Below are 16,951 nucleotides of genomic sequence, written 5' to 3'. Positions count from 1 at the left end.
GGCTACCTCGGCCCGGCTGCGACGAACTCCTGACGCTGCCGCCCCAGCCCCTCGATCTCCAACTCGACCACGTCCACGGCGCCGAGATACGGGAACTTGCCCGACAACGCGACGCCCTGCGGGGTGCCCGTCATGATCAGGTCACCCGGTTCGAGCGTCAGGTACTGGCTGATGTGCCACACCAGGAACTCGACGTCGAACACCATGTCGGCGGTGGTGGAGTCCTGCCGCGGCTCGCCGTTGACCCAGCTGCGCAGCCGCAGGTTGCGATGGTCGACCTCGTCCGGGGTCACCAGCCACGGTCCCAGCGGGTTGAAGCCGGGAGCGCATTTGCCCTTGCTCCACTGCCCGCCCGAGTCCTCCAGCTGGTATTGCCGTTCGGACACGTCGTTGCCGAGCACGAAACCCGCGATGTGGTTGATGCTGTCGGCCGTCGAATCGAGGTAGCCCGCGCGGGTGCCGATGACAATGCCGAGCTCGACCTCCCAGTCGGTGCGCTCGCTGCCCGGCGGGATGGCGACAGGGTCATACGGGCCGACAACTGTGTTGGGGGTCTTGAGGAACAGGATCGGCGTCTCCGGCGGCGCCGACCCGGATTCGGCCGCGTGCTCGGCGTAGTTCATGCCGACGCACACCACCGCGCTCGGCCTGGCGATCGGCGCGCCGACCCGGAGGTCCGCGGCGTCGGCCACCTCGGGCAGTTCGCCCGCGGCGAGCGCCGCACGCACGGCAGCGGGCCCGCCCGCGGCGAGGAATGCCCCGTCCACATCGGCCGTCAGTCCGGTCAGGTCGAATGTCTTGCCGTCGTCGAGTACGACGGGCCGCTCGCTACCTGCGGGGCCGAGCCTGGCCAGTTTCACAGGTCCACTCCTCACGCCAATGGTCGGTGTGTCCAGGGAATCCTAGGGGCAACACGCGAAGAGATCGAGCCTTGACGGTGAATACATCCGATGTCTATCGTTTCAACGTGATGTAGACCATATCCGGTCACGCGGCAAGGGAGCTGGTCCGTGGCCCGCATCATCGCGCTGCAGACGCATGACGTGCGCTTTCCCACCTCGCAGACCTTGGACGGGTCCGATGCGATGAACCCGGATCCCGACTACTCGTCGAGCTATCTGCGCATCCGTACCGATGTCGGCGACGGGCTGGAAGGCCACGCCTTCGTGTTCACCATCGGCCGCGGCAACGACGTCCAGGTCGCGGCGCTGCGCGCACTCGAAGGGCACCTGCTCGGCCGGGACGTCGACGACCTGCTCGCCGACTTCGGTGGCACCTGGCGCGAGCTGGTGCACGATTCGCAACTGCGCTGGCTCGGCCCGGAGAAGGGCATCATCCACATGGCGATCGGCGCCGCCGTCAACGCGCTGTGGGACCTCAAGGCCAAGCGTGCCGGGAAACCGTTGTGGCAGTTGCTTTCCTCGCTGAGTCCCGAGGAAATCGTCGATCTCGTCGACTTCCGCTACCTCACCGACGCGCTGACCCGGCACGATGCGCTGGAGATTCTGCGTGCGGCCGAACCGGGCCGCCTCGAGCGCGAGGCCACGCTGCTGCGGGATGGTTACCCCGCCTACACGACCACACCGGGCTGGCTCGGCTACGACGACGACAAGCTCGCCAGGCTGTGCCGGGAGGCGGTCGCCGACGGCTTCACCCAGATCAAGCTCAAGGTCGGCGCCGACCTCGACGACGACATCCGCAGGCTGCGCATCGCGCGCGAGGTGTGCGGGCCGGACATCCGCATTGCCGTCGATGCCAACCAGCGCTGGGATGTCGCCGAGGCAGTGCACTGGCTGGGCGCGCTACGCCAGTTCGACCTCGCCTGGGTCGAGGAGCCGACCAGCCCGGACGACGTGCTGGGGCACGCGACGATCGCGAAGGCCATTGCGCCGATCCCCGTCGCCACCGGTGAGCACGCCGCCAACCGGGTGCTGTTCAAACAGTTCCTGCAGGCCGGTGCGCTGCGGATCCTGCAAATCGACGCGACAGTGGTGGCCGGGGTCAACGAGAACATCGCGATCCTGTTACTGGCAGCCAAGTTCGGGGTTCCGGTGTGCCCGCCTGGCGATGTTCGACTACGTCGCGGTGTCCGGCGGCCTCGAAGGGCGGATGATCGAGTCCGTCGACCACCTGCACGAACACTTCGTGACGCCGGTCGAGGTACACGGCGGCCGCTACCACGCACCGAAAGCGCCCAGCGCAGGAACCGGGATGCACGCAGCGTCCATTGTGGAGTATTCCCATGACTAGGCTAACACCGCAGCAGCCGAGTTGCTGCGCGGGCTGCGGCTGCCGCTGGATCCCAGGGCGGTCGTCGGCACCCTCACCGTCGCCAACCAGCAGCTGGTGGAGATCGCCAAGGCGCTGTCCCACGAGCCTCGCGTGCTGATCATGGACGAGCCGACGGCGGCGCTGAACGACACCGAGGTCGCCACGCTGCACGAGCTGATCCGCCAGTTCGTCCGGCCAGGCACCGGGGTCATCTACATCTCCCACCGGATCGAGGAGATCAAACGGATCGCCGGCCGCGTCACCGTCATCAGGGACGGTGAGTACATCGACACGCTCGACCTGCTGAGCGCGAGCACGCCGGAGATCATTGCGCTGATGGTCGGCAGGGCCATCAACACCGGCGCCCGGCCGGAGGGCGTGCGGGCCGACCGCGACGTGCTTCTGCGCGTACGTGGCCTGACGACGAAGGCGTTGCTCGAGGACGTGTCGTTCGAGCTGCGGCGCGGTGAGATCCTGGGTTTCGCGGGACTGATGGGTGCCGGGCGCACCGAGGTCGCCCGCGCGCTGGTGGGCGCCGACCGGATCGATGGCGGCACGATCACCTTGCACGGCAACGACATCCGCATCGGCAGCCCTGCAACGGCCGCACGGTACGGGATCGGCTACCTCTCCGAGGACCGCAAGCGTTTCGGCCTGCTGCTCGACCACGACGTCAAGGCCAACATCGCCCTCGGCTCGCTGCGCGATCGCTTCACCACCGCCGAGTTGTGCACGACCGCGCGGCGCGGTCCGAGGCGCAGGACTACGTCGGCACGCTCCGCATCAAGACGCCGTCACTGGAGCAGACCACCAAGCACCTCTCCGGCGGCAACCAGCAGAAGGTCGTGATCGCCAAATGGCTGGTGAAGAACAGCGACGTCCTCATCTTCGACGAGCCGACACGCGGAATCGACGTCGGCGCCAAGGAAGAGATCTCCCCGGGCCATCAGACCTCCCCCAGCGGCGAACATTCCGGTGATCGCCTTCGACTCCGGTGTGGACAGTGACGTGCCGGTCACCACGGTGGCCACGGACAACAAGGCCGCTGCGGCCGAGGCAGCCGAGCGCATGGCGGACGAGGTCGGCGGCACGGGCAAGGTGGCTCTGGTGGTACACGACCAGACCAGCCGCTCCGGCATCGACCGCCGGGACGGCTTCCGCGAGTGGATGCAGCAGAACGCGCCCGGCATCACCGTGCTGGAGCCGCAGTACGGCGGCGGTGACCAGCTGGAGTCCGCCAACATCACCAAGTCGATCATCCAGGCCAATCCCGATCTCAAGGGAATCTACGCCGCCAACGAGGGCTCGGCGATCGGCGTGATCAAGGGTGCACAGGAGAGCGGCAAGCAGGGCATCACGATCGTCGGCTTCGACTCCGGCAAGGCGCAGATCGATGCGATCGAGAGCGGTCTGATGGCCGGTGCCGTGACACAGGACCCTGTCGACATGGGCAGGCAGCTCGTCGACTCCGCGCTCAAGGCGATCGACGGCCAGCAGCTGCCGGAGACGATCGACACGAACTTCTACTGGTACGACAAGAACAACGTCGGCGACCCGAAGATCCAGGCGGTCCTCTACGACTAGGACCTCTGTCAACGAGTACGTCACAGCGAGTTGACACGTCCGGTACCCGTGGGAAACGATCACCGGCAGCACAACTGCATACCCGCATCTGCCCGGGGGAAGCCGGTCGAAGTCCGGCGCTGACCCGCAACGGTAGGCCGTCCAGTGTGGACGGCGAGCCCGAATGCCCGGCAGGCGCGAATGCTCCTGTACCCGTCGAGGTCTGCGGAACGAGGAGCCCGGAACAGGCGCCATGGCCCGCACGGCCCGGTGTTGGTCCCGTGGCTCACCGGCCGGCGGACCCGCCTGCCGGAAGGTGCCCGCATGGCCGCACTCGCCGGGGCCTGGCCACGCCGCCGCCCCGTCCTGCCGCTGCTGGTGCTGCTCACGTGCGTGCTCGTCGTATCGGTCGTCTGCGCGGTGGTGCTCGGCGCGGCACACGTGCCGCCCACCGATGTGCTGCGCCTCATCGCCGCCGCGCTGTCCGGCGGCTGGATCGACTCCACCGACGTGCCCGCCTACCAGATCGTGTGGGAGGTCCGGCTGCCCCGCGTGCTGCTCGCGGCGGTGGTCGGGGCCGGGCTCGCGGTCGTGGGCGTGGCCAGTCAGGCGCTGGTGCGTAACGCTCTGGCCGACCCGTTCGTGCTCGGGGTCTCCTCCGGTGCGTCGGTCGGGGCCAGCGCGGTGATCGTGTTCGGCGTGTTCGCCGCGCTCGGCATCTACGCGCTGTCGGTCGCGGCGTTCCTCGGTGCCCTGGGCGCGACCGTGCTGGTGTACCTCGTCGCGAGGTCCGGCAACGGCATCACCCCGCTGCGGCTCGTGCTCACCGGCACCGCGCTCGCCTACGGTTTCTCGGCGGTCACGACCGCGCTCGTGTTCCTGGCGCCGCGTGGGGACGCCGCGCGCTCCGCATTGTTCTGGCTGCTCGGCAGCCTGGGCGGGGCCACCTGGCAGTCGCTGCCGCTCGCCGCCGCCGCGGTGCTGGGCGGCTGCGTCTACCTGCTGGGCAACGCCCGACGGCTGGACGCTCTCGCCACGGGCGATGAGACGGCGGCGACCCTCGGCGTGGATCCCGCGAGCCTGCGCCGCAGCCTGTTCGTGGTGTGCGCCGCGGTGACCGGTTGCGTGGTCGCGGTCAGCGGAGCGATCGGCTTCGTCGGCCTGATGGTGCCGCATCTGGTGCGCATGGTGGTCGGCGCCGGGCATCGGCGGGTGCTCGCCGTGGCCCCGCTGGCCGGCGCGTGCCTACTGATCTGGGTCGATCTGCTCGCCCGCACGCTGATCGCCCCGCGGGAGCTGCCGCTCGGCGTGCTCACCGCCGCGCTCGGCGTCCCGGTGTTCGTCTGGCTCATGCACAGGCGTGGCTACGTGTTCGGAGGCAGCTGATGGACGTGCGGATCGACGGCCTGACCGTCACGGCGGCCGGGCAGCGGCTGATCGCAGACCTGCGGCTGGCCGTCCCCGCCGGTGCGGTGGTCGGGCTCGTCGGCCCCAACGGCAGCGGCAAGTCCACGACCCTGCGCTGCGTGTACCGCGCATTGCGGCCATCGGCGGGACGCGTGCTGCTGGCCGGCACCGACGTGTGGCAGCTGACCGCCCGCGACAGCGCCCGGCGCATTGCCGCGCTCACGCAGGAACACCACGTCGAGTTCGGCTACACCGCCGCCGAGATCGTCGCGATGGGACGCTCGCCGCACAAGGGCCTGCTCGACGGCGACACCGCCGTGGACCGCGAGCTGTGCGAGCAGGCGCTGGCCCGGGTCGGCGCAACACACCTGGCCGCTCGCAGCTTCCTCACCCTCTCCGGCGGCGAGCGGCAGCGGGTGCTCATCGCGCGGGCACTCGCCCAGCAGCCGCGGGTGCTGGTGCTCGACGAGCCGACCAACCACCTCGACATCCGGTACCAGCTGGAGATCCTCGCCGCGGTCCGCGCCACCGGGGTGACCACGCTCGCGGCACTGCACGACCTGAACCTCGCCGCGACCACGTGCGACCGGATCTACCTACTCGCCGATGGTCGCGTGGTGGCAGGCGGAACCCCGCGCGAGGTGCTGACCCCGGAGCTGATCGGCGCGGTGTTCGGCGTACTCGCCCATGTGGTGCCGCATCCGATGTCGGGTGCCCCGCAACTGCTCTTCGGCATGTCATTCGGTGATCCGGAAAGGGAGGCCGCATGCGGCGGCGATTGACGGCACTGGCGCTGTGCGTACTGCTGGCGGGGTGCGGCGCGCAGGTGCGCGAACCCGGGGCCGATGGTGCGCCGGGCTATCCGGTGACCATCCGCAACTGCGGGCAGGCGGTGACCTACGACCGCCCGCCGGAGCGGGTGGTGGCCTACGACAGCGGCATTGTGGAGATGATGTTCGCGCTCGGGCTCGGCGACCGGATGGCGGGCTACGTCCTCCCCGGGTCGAAGGAAGCCGAGATCGCGAGCTCGCCGTGGCGGGCGGACTACCAGCAGGTGCGCAGGCTCGGTGCCGACAGCATCAGCAAGGAGGTCGTGCTCGAGGCCGGCGCCGACTTCGTGTTCGCAGGCTGGAGCTACGGCTTCCGCGAGGACACCGGGCTGACCCCGCAGCAGCTCGGCGAACTCGGCATCGACTCCTATGTGCTGACCGAGTCGTGCCGCAACGGCAGTACCGAATCCGCGCGCGGCATCATGCCGCCGCTGGAGGCGCTCTACACCGATCTGCGCAACCTGGGGCAGATCTTCGGCGTGTCCGACCGCGCGGAGCGGTTGATCGCGGAATACCAGACCACCGTGCGGGAAGCCGAGGCGCTGGTGCGCACCGACCGGCCGAAACCCACGGTGTTCCTCTACGACTCGGGCACCGACAAACCGTTCACGGCGGGCCGGTTCGCCGCCGCGAACGAGATCATCACCCGCGCAGGCGGCGACAGCATCATGCACGACCTGCAGGACACCTGGACGACAGTGAGCTGGGAGACCGTCGTCGAGCGCGACCCCGACGTCATCGTGATCAACGACTACGACGAGCCGAGCGCGGCGGGCAAGCGGGCGTTCCTCGAAGCGCATCCCGCGCTGGCCCAGGTGTCGGCGATCCGGCACGGCCGGTTCGTGGTGCTGCCGTACGTGTCGCTCGTCGAGAGTCCGCGCAATCCGGCGGCCGTCCGCACCATGGCCGAGTACCTCCGGACGGTGCACGTAACCTGAACCGGTGCCCTTGGAACGCGAGACTCACGTACCTGCGAAACCTGCGGTGAGCCTGCGGTTTCGCGGGCGCAAGGTCGAGCGCGACCGGGCGCTGGTGATGGCGATCGTCAACCGCACGCCGGACTCCTTCTACGACAAGGGCGCGACCTACGACCTCGGCAAGGCACTGGACAGCGTCGATGCGCTGGTGGCCGATGGCGCCGACATCGTCGACATCGGTGGTGTGAAAGCGGGCCCCGGCAACCACGTCAGTGTCGCCGAGGAGATCCGCAGGGTGGTGCCGCTGGTGGCCGGGGTACGCGAGCGGCATCCCGGCCTCGTGATCTCCGTCGACACCTGGCGCACCGAGGTCGGCAGGCGCGTGTGTGAGGAGGGCGCCGACCTCATCAACGACACGTGGCAGTCTGCCGACCCCGCACTGGCCGAGGTCGCCGCGGAGTTCGGCGCGGGCTACGTCTGCTCGCACACCGGCGGAGCGGAACCCCGGACCCTGCCCCACCGGGTGCAGTACACCGATGTCGTCGCAGCCGTTGCGGAAGAGGTGACCGTCAAGGCCGAACGGCTGGCCGCGCTCGGGGTTCCCCGTGCGGGAATCCTGATCGACCCGACCCACGATTTCGGCAAGAACACCTGGCACGGCCTGGAGTTGTTGCGTCGCCTGCGCGAGCTCACCAGCACGCCGTGGCCGGTGCTGATGGCGCTGTCGAACAAGGACTTCGTCGGCGAGACGCTGAACGCCGACCTGCACGACCGGGTCGACGGCACGCTCGCAGCGACGGCGGTCGCGGCCTGGGAGGGCGCAGCCGTGTTCCGGGCGCACGAGGTGCGCCGCACCCGCCAGGTCGTGGACATGGTCGCCAGCATCCGTGGCACCCGCCCGCCGGCGTTCTGCCTACGCGGCATGGCCTGATACCGCGCGACGGGACCTGGATGGGGCACCACCAGTGGCGGCGGTGCGTAGCTCGGACCTCTCGCTGTCCTTGACCACAGTGGACGGTCGGCGGGTGTTCGTGAGGGGCGTTCGCCGGGGTGGCCGTACCGAGCACATGCACCGGAACGAGCTGGCCACACAGCCAGCTACCGCTCACTGTGCCCAGAGGTCGCCACTGGCCAGCTGCGCGGCCCGCAGCTCCCGGCCCAGCTGCGCGCTGATGCGGCGCGCACGGGCGAGGGCGGAGGCGACCTCGAAGGCCGATCTGGTCAGCTCGTCGAAGGACACATCAGTGGTGTCACCCAACGTCCCCGCCCACAGTTGCCGCTCGAGCCACTGCGACAGCTCCGGCAGATAACCGGTGAGGTTCTCGACGACGAGCTTCAGCGATCCCAGCACGTCGCGCAGCTCGGCGAGATCCTCGATGCCGACCGCGTCGGCCTGCCCCGATGCCCGTTCGTAGAGCTCACGGGCGGCTTCGCTGGCCCGGGCGGCCAGCACTGCCGCAGTAGCGTCCACGTCGCTGTGCGCGAATGGGTCCATGGGCTATAGCTACCCGGCATCCCGGACGCCAAACCCCGCCGCCCACCTGCGGCACACGGCCACTGTGGACTGTGGATGTAGGTTGAGGCGCCACGAAAGGAGCGGCCCGCCTTATGAGTTTGGAAAGAGACAAACCGGCGATACCGGTGACGCATCACGAGAGTCCGGCAGGGTTCGTGATCTTCGAACCGCGCGGTGACCGGCCCGCCAGGGAGGAACCCTTCCTTTCGGCCGTGCTGGCGAACCTACGTCGTCAGTCACAGGCCACGTTCGTGCTGAGCTTGTTGTTCCTGGGTATCGGCATTGCGCTGCTCGTCATCGACGCCGTCCCGGTGCTCGGGGTCGCTCTGGTCGTCGTTTTCGGTTTACTCGCGCTGTATTCGGTGTTCGCGTGGTGGTCCGGTTTCGGCGAAATGCGGGCCCTGCTGGAGACACCGATTCGTGAGGTGCGGCCCCAGCCCGATGGACTACAGCACACAGGCGACTCGGTAAGCGTGCGGATCGGCGATGGCCAGGCGAGCTGGGTACGCGGGTGGTTGCCGGCGGGGTACCGAGCCCTGCTCGCACGCGAGCGGCGCGTCTGGGTGCTGGGGCCGAGCGCGCGCGGCCGCGTCGTGCTCGTCCTGCCGGGTTCAGTGCTGTGCGCTGCCGCCAAAACCACACGAGCACCACGGCGCGGATCCCGGCCGCTTCCCGAGGTGTGGCAACGGTCATCGGCCCCCAAGGACGATCCCGTTCTGACCGCACACCTCGGCGCGGCGCGGCGCCTGCACGGCGGCCTGCTCACGCTGTTCTCGCTCACGGTTGCCGCGGCAGCGTTCTTGCCGGCCTTGGCGCTGTTCGAGAACTGGACACCCATGGACATTGGCGAACTACCTCTCATCGCCGTCGCAGCAGCGGTTTTCGTCGTACTGGTGCAACGAATCGTTCGCAGTATGCTGCGGCTGAGGCGCGTGAACCTCGCCGCACGAGCCGTGACCTGGACTCCGCTGCCCGCTCGCCTCGACGCGGAACCGAAGATCATCGCGGGGTACTTCGCCAGGGCCACCGCACGGGTGTCGTGGCCGGACGGCACCGAGCGCACGGTCCAGCTCGGCAGGGTGAGCGTCGACCTCATCGCGAACGTGCAGGCATCCGGTCTGCTGTGGGTGATCGGTACGCCAGAACCGAATGGCGCCACGCTGGTGGGCGTGCCCGGGCTGCCGGTGCTCAACCACGTGGTGGTCAAGGACCGCGTCAGCTGATCGCGCTCTCGTCGTCCGGTGAGCCGGCGGCCATGGCGGCAAGGACGTCGAGCGCGGCAGCCAAGGTGGCCTCCGGCGGCGAGGCCAGCGCGAGGCGTACCGCGTTGGGCGCGATCCCGGAACCGACCGCGAAGGCCCCCGCTGGGCTCACCGCGATCCCCCGCCGCGCGGCCGCTGCGACGAACGTCTCCGCCCGCCACGGCTCCGGCAGCTCCCACCAGCAGTGGTAGGCACCGCGGTCGGCTCGGACAGTGCAGCCGTCGAGCCGTTCCCGCACGATCTGCTGGCGGCGCGCGGCGTCGGCGCGTTTGCCGTGTTGTACCGCGGCCACCGTGCCGCTCGCCAGGAACCGGGTCGCCGCGGCGAGTGCGAATCCCTGCGGCGCCCAGCCACCCGACCGCAGCGCGGCGGCGATCGGCTCGGACAGTCGCGCGGGCGGCACCACGAACCCCACGGTGAGGCCTGGTGCAAGCCTTTTGGACAGGCTGTCGACCAGCACGGTGCGCTCCGCGGCGAACCTGGCCAGCGGTGGCTCGTCCCGCAGGAACGCGTAAATGGTGTCCTCGATGGCCGGAACGTCCAGCTCCCGCAGCGTGTCGGCCAGCTCGCTGCGCCGCGCGGCGGGCATCGTCGTCCCGAGCGGGTTGTGCAGGGTCGGCTGGACGTACACCGCATGCGGCCGTGCCTCCCGCACGGCTGCCGGAACCAGTCCGTCCCCGTCAGTGGCGAGCGGCACGAGTGTGACCCCGAGGCGCGCGGCGATCCCCTTCACCACGGGATAGGTGAGTGCCTCGACGCCGAGCCTGCCACCGACCGGGACGAGGGCTGCGACGGCCGCGGCAATCGCCTGCCGCCCGTTGCCCGCGAAGAGGATCCGCCCGGGTTCGGGACACCAGCCGGACCGCGCGAGCAGGTCCGCGGCGGCGGCACGGGCCTGTTCCGTACCGGACACCCCCACCGGTCGCAGCGCCAGCGCGAGCGCATCGGGCCGCTGCAGACCGTCGAGGTCGCGCGCCAGCATCTCCGGCTGGTTGGGAAGCATGGGGAAGTTCAGTTCCAGGTCGATCCGCGCGGCACCGGGTTCGGCGAGTGCGGGCTCGACCGGCGGTGCTGCCGCGCGCACGAAGGTGCCGCGGCCGACCTCGCCGCTCACGAGACCGCGGCGCCCCAGCTCGGTATAGACCCTGGCGGCTGTGGACACCGCGATGCGGCGCTCGCGGGCGAACCTGCGTTGCGGTGGCAGCCGCTGGCCCGGCCGGAGCCGCCCGGCGGCGATGTCGGCGGAGAGCTGATCGGCGATGGCGCGGAAATCCTCCATACCAGCATTATTGCACCGAGGTCAATGTTTTCATTGCACCGAGGCATTGCACTGGTTAGCGTCGGGCTGTGAGCACACTCCCGATCAACGGCATCACTGTCGGCTTCGATGACGCCGGCTCGGGCCCGGCGCTGGTCCTCGTGCACGGCCACCCGTTCGACCGCTCCATGTGGCGACCACAGTTCGAGCGTTTCGCCGGTGCCGGCTGGCGGGCGATCGCCCCGGACCTGCGCGGCTACGGTGACAGCACCGTCACCCCGGGCCCCACGACGCTGGCGACGTTCGCGGATGACATCGCCACGCTGCTCGATCAGCTCGGGGTCACCGAGTTCGTCCTGGGTGGACTGTCGATGGGCGGGCAGATCGTCCTCGAGTGCTACCGGCGGTTCCCACACCGGATCCGCGGGCTGCTGCTGGCCGCCACCAGCCCGCACGCGGAGACCGCCGAAGGCAGGCGTCACCGTCACGAGCTGGCCGCCAGGCTCCTCCGGGAAGGACTCGGCCCGTACGCACGCGAAGTGCTGCCGAAGATGATGGCACCGGAGAACATCCGCGCCCTGCCGTCGACCGCACGGCACGTGCTGCGGATGATGACCGCAACGTCGCCGGAGGGCGCCGCGGCAGCACTGCGCGGCCGGGCCGAGCGCCCCGACTACGTCGAGCTCCTGGCGCGGATCGCGGTGCCCACCCTGGTCGCGGTGGGTAGCGATGACGCGTTCACGCCCGTCGACATCGCGCGGCTGATGCACGAGCGCATCCCCGGCTCGTTACTGACCGTGCTCGACGGCGCCGGGCACCTGCCCAACCTGGAGCGGGAGGTCGCCTTCAACGATGCGTTGCAGAAGTTCCTCGAGATCAACTTCAGCCGCCCCGGAGATCACCCCTTTGGGTGAGGCTTTAGGGTAGGCGCGCTGCCTTCCCTGCCCGAAAGGCTCTTCGGTGTACGACGACGTGTCGGTGACGCGGCTGTCCGACGGTGACGGCTGGAACGACCGGGTCCCGCCAGGACCGCGGTCACGCCTGCGCGTTGTCGCCGTGATGACTGCGGTCGTGGTCGGTTGCGCCGTCGCCGCTGTCGTCGTGAGTTCGGGCGGCTCCAAGGACGAGGCGACACCGGACCCCAACGACGCGGTGATCATCGCGCTGCCCACCGGCACGTCCGGCATCGCCGGGGTTGACACCACCACGACGACGATCAGCCATGTCAGTACGGAAAATCCGGTCACCACGACGACCACGACCACGACGACGACCGAGAGCTCGACGACCACCACCACGACCACCGCGGTCACGACGACCGAGGTCACGACCACCACCACGACGAGTCCGCGCCCGCCGTCGAGGACCACCGAGCCATCGGAGGAGTCCAGCTCGTCGCCTCCGCCGGACGCGCCCCGCCCGCCGCGGCCACCCACCACTACGACCACGACCACGCCGCCGGAGGACGACGGCTGCTGGTTCATCTTCTTCTGCTAAGAGGCCACCGCCTGCGCCGCGACGGGACGTAGGGGCCGGAGTTCGCCGTCGTCCACGCCGCGCTCCGCACGATGACCTCCTTGTACCACGCTGCGTTGCGCCCGGTCAGCACCATCCCATGTGGACTGTCGTCGGCAGCCACGTACTGGATCAGCCCGTCCCGCCTGCCCAGGCTCACGCACTGGTTGAGGTACCGGAACCGTAGCGGCGCGGGCTCCCGGTCTGCGATCGCCTCCGCGGCACGGAGTCCCATCGGTAGCCCGATCGCGCACGCCATCCGCAGAAGCTGCCCACCACGCCGATGCGCCGCGGCGCTGTCGCCCACCACGTAGACGTCCGGATGCGACACCGACCGCATGGTGCCGTCCACCTGGATCCGCCCGTGCTTGTCCACCGCGAGCCCTGCACCGGCAGCGAGGTCGGTGACGACGAACCCCGTGGCCCACAGCGTCAACCCGGCGCCGACCACGGCCAGCACACAACGTTCGGCCACGAGATCGGCAATGCGCTTGCCCGCCTCGGCGGCGTCCGGCCAATCCTGTCAACCGGCCAGCTGTGTGGTGAGGAAGCCGAGCTTGTCGGGGTTGAGGACGATGCGCAGCGCGGCGATCCTGCCGTCGACGATGTCCAGTGCCACAACGAGCAGTACGGTGCCGCCGGCGAAGGCCACGAGCCCGGGCTGGCCGTTGAGCTCGGTGGTGAGTATCCGCAGTCCCGGTACGTCGCGGCTCATCCAGCCGAGGTACTGCACCACCCGGTCCAGACCGCGGACCGGCTTGCGGGCAGCCGTCGCCTTGCCGCCGCCGTCGGCCCATGACACGACATCGGTCGCGAGGAGGTCACGCAGCGCGGCGGCGTCACCACCACGCGCGGCGTTCAGGAACCGTTGTGTGATGCGGAATCGGTCCTCGCGCGATGGCGTGAAGCGCGGGCGGCCGTCGGTCACGTGCAACCGCGCCCGGCGGTACAGCTGCCGGCAATGCGACTCGGTCAGCTCCAGGATCGCGGCGATCTCGCCGTGGCTGTAGCCGAACGCCTCCCGCAGCACGAACACCGCACGCTCGGGCGGCGTGAGCCGTTCCAGCAGCACCAGGAACGCCATCGACACGGTCTCGCGCTGCTCGGCGGTGTCGAGCGGGCCGAGCGCGGAGTCGGCGGTGTCCACCGGTTCCGGCAACCACGGACCGACGTACCTCTCGCGGCGCGCCCTGGCGGAGGTGAGCCGGGTGAGGCACAGGTTGGTCAGAACCTTCGTCAGCCACGCCGCGGGGGTCCGGATACCGGCACGGTCGGCGGTGCTCCACCGTAGGAACGTGTCCTGCACGGCGTCCTCGGCCTCACTCGCCGAGCCGAGCAGACGGTAGCCCAGCGCGAACAGGCGTGGGCGCTGCTCCTCGAACTCCCGCAACTCCTCCGGCGCGACGGACACGGACCGAGCATAGGCGCACACTGTCGGCAGGTGTGCACCACGTCCCGGCGCTATCGTCCACAGTGGACCACCCCGCGTCCGGTTACTCCTCGCCAGGCCAGGCTCCGGTCGCCTTCTCGTAGCTCGCGGCGCCCGCCCGGTCGACCGCGGCCTTGACAGCACCGAAGATCGCACCCTCGACCGCCGCCGCGGCGATGACCTGCCACACCGTGTACTTGCGGTCGGTGGCGTTCGGCGCATCGGGCTCACCGCTCACCCGCTTCCAGACCTGCTTGAACACCGTGCCCGCCAGCACGGCACCCAGTGTGCTCACCAGCAGGCTCAACGGCTTGTAGAGCGTCTTCATCGCCGCATCCTCCACACGATCACAGCGCCGACCGCGAGCGCGGCGACCGCGAGGACCACGACGGCCGGGCCGGGGTTGGCCCTGGCCGTGTCCACGGCTTTCGTGGTGCCGTGCTGAAGCTGCTGCCTGGCGCGGGCGCTACGCTCCCGCACCTGCCCCTGCATCCGCGTGACGTGCTCCTGCACCTGCTCCCTCGTCCGCGCCGGCACGTTCAGCTTGTACATCAGCGCCTCGGCGGTATCGCCCAGTTCCTTGCGGGTCAGCTCGATGTCGAGCCGCGCCTCCTCCGCGTCCCGTGGGGGCTCGCCCGGCGTGCTCATCGGTGAATCCTCTCCCGCACGACCGCCACGTCACGCCGCACGCTGTCGGTGGCCTCGCGTGGCAGTGGTGGCCCGGCCCGCTGTACCTGGGTCTTGCCCACCAGACCGAGCACACCGGCGACGAGCAACAGCAGGCCACCGATGATCAACGCCGAAGCCCACCCCGGCAGCACCAGCGCAAGCGCAAGCACGGCCGCGGCAATGAGTGCTCCGGCACCGTAGAAGGCGGTGACAGCGGCGGCTCCGGCGAGGCCTGCGCCCGTGCCGACCCGCTTGCCCTTGGCCCGCATCTCCGCGACGGCGAGCGACACCTCGTCCCTGACCAGCCGGCTGGCCTGTGCCGACAGGTCGTTGACCAACTGCGCCACCGTGCGCTCATCCGCCGTCACATCGCGCTGTTCTTCGTAAACCATGGGCTCCTCCATCCCATCGGCGGCGAGACGCTGCCCCACGGTGTGCCCGGGTGCGGCGCCGGACAAACATCCCGGGTATCCGCCTGGGCACCCGGTGTGGACGTGCCTACGTGGGGTATTCCGCCTGCACCATGCCTACGCAGCAGCTGACCTCGTGGACGGGGCTGAGTTGGGGAGGGCCGGTAGAGCTGAGGGTGCCGGCCGAAGCGCGACAGCTCGCGATGATCCGGACGGTCGCGCAATGCGTCGCGAGGCAGGAGGGCTTCGGGCAGGACGAGGCGACCGATGTCGTGGTGGCGGTCGATGAGGCCGCGGGGTGCCTCATCGGCGCCTCGGTACCCGGCGCGATCCTCACCTGCCGGTATGTGCTGGCTCTCGGCAAGCTTCAGGTGGTCGTGTCCACGACCACACGAGCGGGCAGTGTCCCTGGCAGCCACGCCTTCGGCTGGCGGGTACTCACCACCATGACGGACTCGTTGTCGGTCTGGCGCTTCGAGCACGACGGCCAGCGCAGTGTGGACCGGATCGTGCACATCGAGTTCGCCAAGCAGTTCGTGCCGGGAAGGCTGTAGCTCGCGGCGTTTACCGGGCGACACTCGCGGGCAAGTCTGTTGCGACTTCAGCCGGGGGAGGGAACATGAAGATCGCCATGGTCTCGGAGAACGCCAGCCCGCTGACGCCGCTGGGCGGGCAGAACGTCCACGTCGCCGAACTTTCCACCGGACTGGCTCGTGCGGGGCATGACGTGACCGTCTACACGCGACAGAACGGCACCGATCAGCCTGCGGTGGTACGCGCCCCGGCTGGGTATCGCGTCGTGCACGTTCCCGCTGGACCATTGCGACAGTCGACGGCGGAGCCTCCACCGCATCTCGGCGAGTTCACGACGTTTCTCGAACGACAGTGGCGCACGGGTCGTCCGGACGTCGTACACGCGCACTTCTGGATGTCCGGCCTGGCCTCGGTGCTCGCCGCACGCGCACTGGACGTTCCGGTGGTGCAGACGTTCCACACGCTGGGTGTGGTGAAGCGGCGCCAGCAGAGCGTCGAGGACGCCGGTCCTCCTGAGCGGATGCGGCTGGAGCGACTCATCGGGCGCCAGGCTGCGCGGGTGGTGGCCACGTGCTCGGACGAGGTGTTCGAGCTGGTGCGGATGGGCGTGGCGCGTTCACGGGTGTCGGTGGTGCCGGGTGGCGTCGACATCGAGCGGTTCACCCCCGGCGGCAAGCCGGCGCGACGCGGGCCGCACCACCGGATCGCCGCGGTGGGCAGGCTGGTGCCGCGCAAGGGGTTCGACATCGCGATCGCGGCGTTGCCGGCGCTGCCCGGGACGGAGCTGGTGGTCGCGGGCGGCCCGGAGCCGGGGCGCCTGGCCGAGGACGCGGAGGCGCGGAGGCTGCTGCGCTACGCCGACCGGCTCGGGGTCGCCGACCGGGTACGCCTGGTGGGCCAGGTCGGCCGTGCGGACATGCCGGCGTTGCTCCGCTCGGCCGACGCGGTGGTGTGCACTGCGTGGTACGAGCCGTCCGGTCTGGTGCCACTCGAAGCCATGGCGTGCGGGGTGCCGGTGGTGGCCGCCGCGGTCGGCGGGCTGACCGATGCGGTGGTGGACGGCGTCACCGGCACGCTGGTGCCGCCGAAGCGACCGGATGCCGTCGCCGCGGCGGTCCGCACGCTGCTCGCCGACCCGGCGCTGCGGGACGCCTACGGCATCGCCGGCAGCGACCGCGCCCGCTGCCGTTACTCGTGGGACCGTATCGCCGACGACACCTACCGCGTCTACCAGCGGACCATGCCGGCTCCGGTCATCGGAACGGAAACCGGCTAGGGCAGTACTCCAGCCGTAGATCGTGATCACCCTTGGGCTGTGGCATGGCGGTGGCAGTGGCTTGCTTGGGATCGGGCCTGGTGGCGGCGCTGCC

General features: G+C 69.9%; 19 protein-coding genes, 3 pseudogenes and 1 riboswitch. Of the genes and pseudogenes, 14 read left to right on the top strand and 8 right to left on the bottom strand.

Translation table 11 applies throughout. From position 1 onward, the window contains the following. Positions 1-2: 2 nt before the first annotated feature. Positions 3-860 (bottom strand): fumarylacetoacetate hydrolase family protein, encoded by an 858-nt coding sequence (locus ABZ863_RS15480; RefSeq protein ID WP_358535625.1) that lies wholly within the window; start codon positions 858-860, stop codon positions 3-5. 150 nt (positions 861-1,010) lie between these two features. Here ABZ863_RS15480 and ABZ863_RS15475 point away from each other — a divergent pair. From ABZ863_RS15475 to folP, 9 genes and pseudogenes are all read left to right on the top strand, one after another. After that, a pseudogene (locus ABZ863_RS15475) lies at positions 1,011-2,250 on the top strand (enolase C-terminal domain-like protein). A 21-nt stretch (positions 2,251-2,271) separates the two neighbouring features. Next, positions 2,272-2,895: pseudogene (locus ABZ863_RS15470) on the top strand (ATP-binding cassette domain-containing protein); the annotation flags it as partial. A 104-nt stretch (positions 2,896-2,999) separates the two neighbouring features. Next, positions 3,000-3,113: pseudogene (locus ABZ863_RS15465) on the top strand (hypothetical protein); the annotation flags it as partial. A gap of 3 nt (positions 3,114-3,116) precedes the next feature. Continuing rightward, complete coding sequence (locus ABZ863_RS15460) at positions 3,117-3,278, top strand: hypothetical protein (protein ID WP_358535726.1); 162 nt, start codon at positions 3,117-3,119, stop codon at positions 3,276-3,278. Then, positions 3,247-3,855, top strand: coding sequence for a substrate-binding domain-containing protein (locus tag ABZ863_RS15455; RefSeq protein ID WP_358535623.1), 609 nt, complete (start codon positions 3,247-3,249; stop codon positions 3,853-3,855). The genes ABZ863_RS15460 and ABZ863_RS15455 overlap by 32 nt, the downstream gene beginning before the upstream one ends. A gap of 72 nt (positions 3,856-3,927) precedes the next feature. Then, positions 3,928-4,045, top strand: a riboswitch (cobalamin riboswitch). A 113-nt stretch (positions 4,046-4,158) separates the two neighbouring features. Continuing rightward, on the top strand, positions 4,159-5,220 hold the full coding sequence (locus ABZ863_RS15450; protein WP_358535621.1) for an iron ABC transporter permease: 1,062 nt from the start codon (positions 4,159-4,161) through the stop codon (positions 5,218-5,220). Next, complete coding sequence (locus ABZ863_RS15445) at positions 5,220-6,023, top strand: ABC transporter ATP-binding protein (RefSeq protein ID WP_358535619.1); 804 nt, start codon at positions 5,220-5,222, stop codon at positions 6,021-6,023. The genes ABZ863_RS15450 and ABZ863_RS15445 overlap by 1 nt, the downstream gene beginning before the upstream one ends. After that, positions 6,008-7,009 (top strand): ABC transporter substrate-binding protein, encoded by a 1,002-nt coding sequence (locus tag ABZ863_RS15440; protein WP_358535617.1) that lies wholly within the window; start codon positions 6,008-6,010, stop codon positions 7,007-7,009. The genes ABZ863_RS15445 and ABZ863_RS15440 overlap by 16 nt, the downstream gene beginning before the upstream one ends. 97 nt (positions 7,010-7,106) lie before the next feature. Continuing rightward, complete coding sequence (folP, locus tag ABZ863_RS15435; RefSeq protein WP_358535716.1) at positions 7,107-7,919, top strand: dihydropteroate synthase; 813 nt, start codon at positions 7,107-7,109, stop codon at positions 7,917-7,919. 174 nt (positions 7,920-8,093) lie between these two features. Here the strand turns inward: folP and ABZ863_RS15430 are convergent, their stop codons facing one another. Next, complete coding sequence (locus tag ABZ863_RS15430) at positions 8,094-8,483, bottom strand: hypothetical protein (RefSeq protein WP_358535615.1); 390 nt, start codon at positions 8,481-8,483, stop codon at positions 8,094-8,096. A 113-nt stretch (positions 8,484-8,596) separates the two neighbouring features. Between ABZ863_RS15430 and ABZ863_RS15425 the strand changes: the two genes are divergently transcribed. Further along, positions 8,597-9,727, top strand: a complete 1,131-nt coding sequence (locus tag ABZ863_RS15425; protein ID WP_358535613.1) for a hypothetical protein — start codon at positions 8,597-8,599, stop codon at positions 9,725-9,727. Here the strand turns inward: ABZ863_RS15425 and ABZ863_RS15420 are convergent. Continuing rightward, positions 9,720-11,045 (bottom strand): PLP-dependent aminotransferase family protein, encoded by a 1,326-nt coding sequence (locus ABZ863_RS15420; RefSeq protein ID WP_358535611.1) that lies wholly within the window; start codon positions 11,043-11,045, stop codon positions 9,720-9,722. The genes ABZ863_RS15425 and ABZ863_RS15420 overlap by 8 nt on opposite strands. A gap of 68 nt (positions 11,046-11,113) precedes the next feature. Here ABZ863_RS15420 and ABZ863_RS15415 point away from each other — a divergent pair, with 68 nt between their 5' ends. Both ABZ863_RS15415 and ABZ863_RS15410 read left to right on the top strand, forming a co-directional pair. Continuing rightward, entirely contained in the window at positions 11,114-11,938 is an 825-nt protein-coding gene (locus ABZ863_RS15415) for an alpha/beta fold hydrolase (RefSeq protein ID WP_358535609.1), read from the top strand. Positions 11,939-11,984: 46 nt separating this feature from the next. Continuing rightward, on the top strand, positions 11,985-12,521 hold the full coding sequence (locus tag ABZ863_RS15410) for a hypothetical protein (RefSeq protein ID WP_358535607.1): 537 nt from the start codon (positions 11,985-11,987) through the stop codon (positions 12,519-12,521). On the opposite strand, the gene ABZ863_RS15405 is transcribed toward ABZ863_RS15410, so the two are convergent. From ABZ863_RS15405 to ABZ863_RS15385, 5 genes are all read right to left on the bottom strand, one after another. After that, the gene (locus ABZ863_RS15405; protein ID WP_358535605.1) at positions 12,505-13,014 is read right to left on the bottom strand and encodes an FAD-dependent oxidoreductase; all 510 of its coding nucleotides are present in this window, start codon (positions 13,012-13,014) and stop codon (positions 12,505-12,507) included. The two genes, ABZ863_RS15410 and ABZ863_RS15405, sit on opposite strands and share 17 nt — an antisense overlap. A 48-nt stretch (positions 13,015-13,062) precedes the next feature. Beyond that, on the bottom strand, positions 13,063-13,950 hold the full coding sequence (locus ABZ863_RS15400; protein WP_358535603.1) for an RNA polymerase sigma-70 factor: 888 nt from the start codon (positions 13,948-13,950) through the stop codon (positions 13,063-13,065). A gap of 82 nt (positions 13,951-14,032) precedes the next feature. Beyond that, a complete protein-coding gene (locus tag ABZ863_RS15395) occupies positions 14,033-14,296 on the bottom strand; it encodes a DUF4235 domain-containing protein (protein WP_358535601.1) in 264 nt (87 codons plus the stop codon). Further along, positions 14,293-14,616 carry a DUF3618 domain-containing protein gene (locus ABZ863_RS15390; RefSeq protein WP_358535599.1) on the bottom strand — a complete coding sequence of 108 codons (324 nt, stop codon included), beginning with the start codon at positions 14,614-14,616 and terminating at the stop codon, positions 14,293-14,295. Before ABZ863_RS15390 ends, ABZ863_RS15395 begins: the two co-directional genes overlap by 4 nt. After that, a complete protein-coding gene (locus tag ABZ863_RS15385; RefSeq protein WP_358535597.1) occupies positions 14,613-15,029 on the bottom strand; it encodes a phage holin family protein in 417 nt (138 codons plus the stop codon). Before ABZ863_RS15385 ends, ABZ863_RS15390 begins: the two co-directional genes overlap by 4 nt. A 131-nt stretch (positions 15,030-15,160) precedes the next feature. Here ABZ863_RS15385 and ABZ863_RS15380 point away from each other — a divergent pair, with 131 nt between their 5' ends. Beyond that, positions 15,161-15,601: an ATP-binding protein gene (locus ABZ863_RS15380; protein ID WP_358535595.1), complete on the top strand. Its 441-nt coding sequence runs from the start codon at positions 15,161-15,163 to the stop codon at positions 15,599-15,601. A 65-nt stretch (positions 15,602-15,666) separates the two neighbouring features. Further along, positions 15,667-16,857: a glycosyltransferase gene (locus tag ABZ863_RS15375; protein ID WP_358535593.1), complete on the top strand. Its 1,191-nt coding sequence runs from the start codon at positions 15,667-15,669 to the stop codon at positions 16,855-16,857. The last annotated feature ends 94 nt before the right edge of the window (positions 16,858-16,951 follow it).

This window comes from Saccharomonospora sp. NPDC046836 (assembly GCF_040645195.1).
GTDB lineage: Bacteria > Actinomycetota > Actinomycetes > Mycobacteriales > Pseudonocardiaceae > Prauserella_A.
The sequence above is the reverse complement of the archived record's forward strand: the minus strand, read 5'-3'. Positions and strand labels throughout refer to the sequence as shown.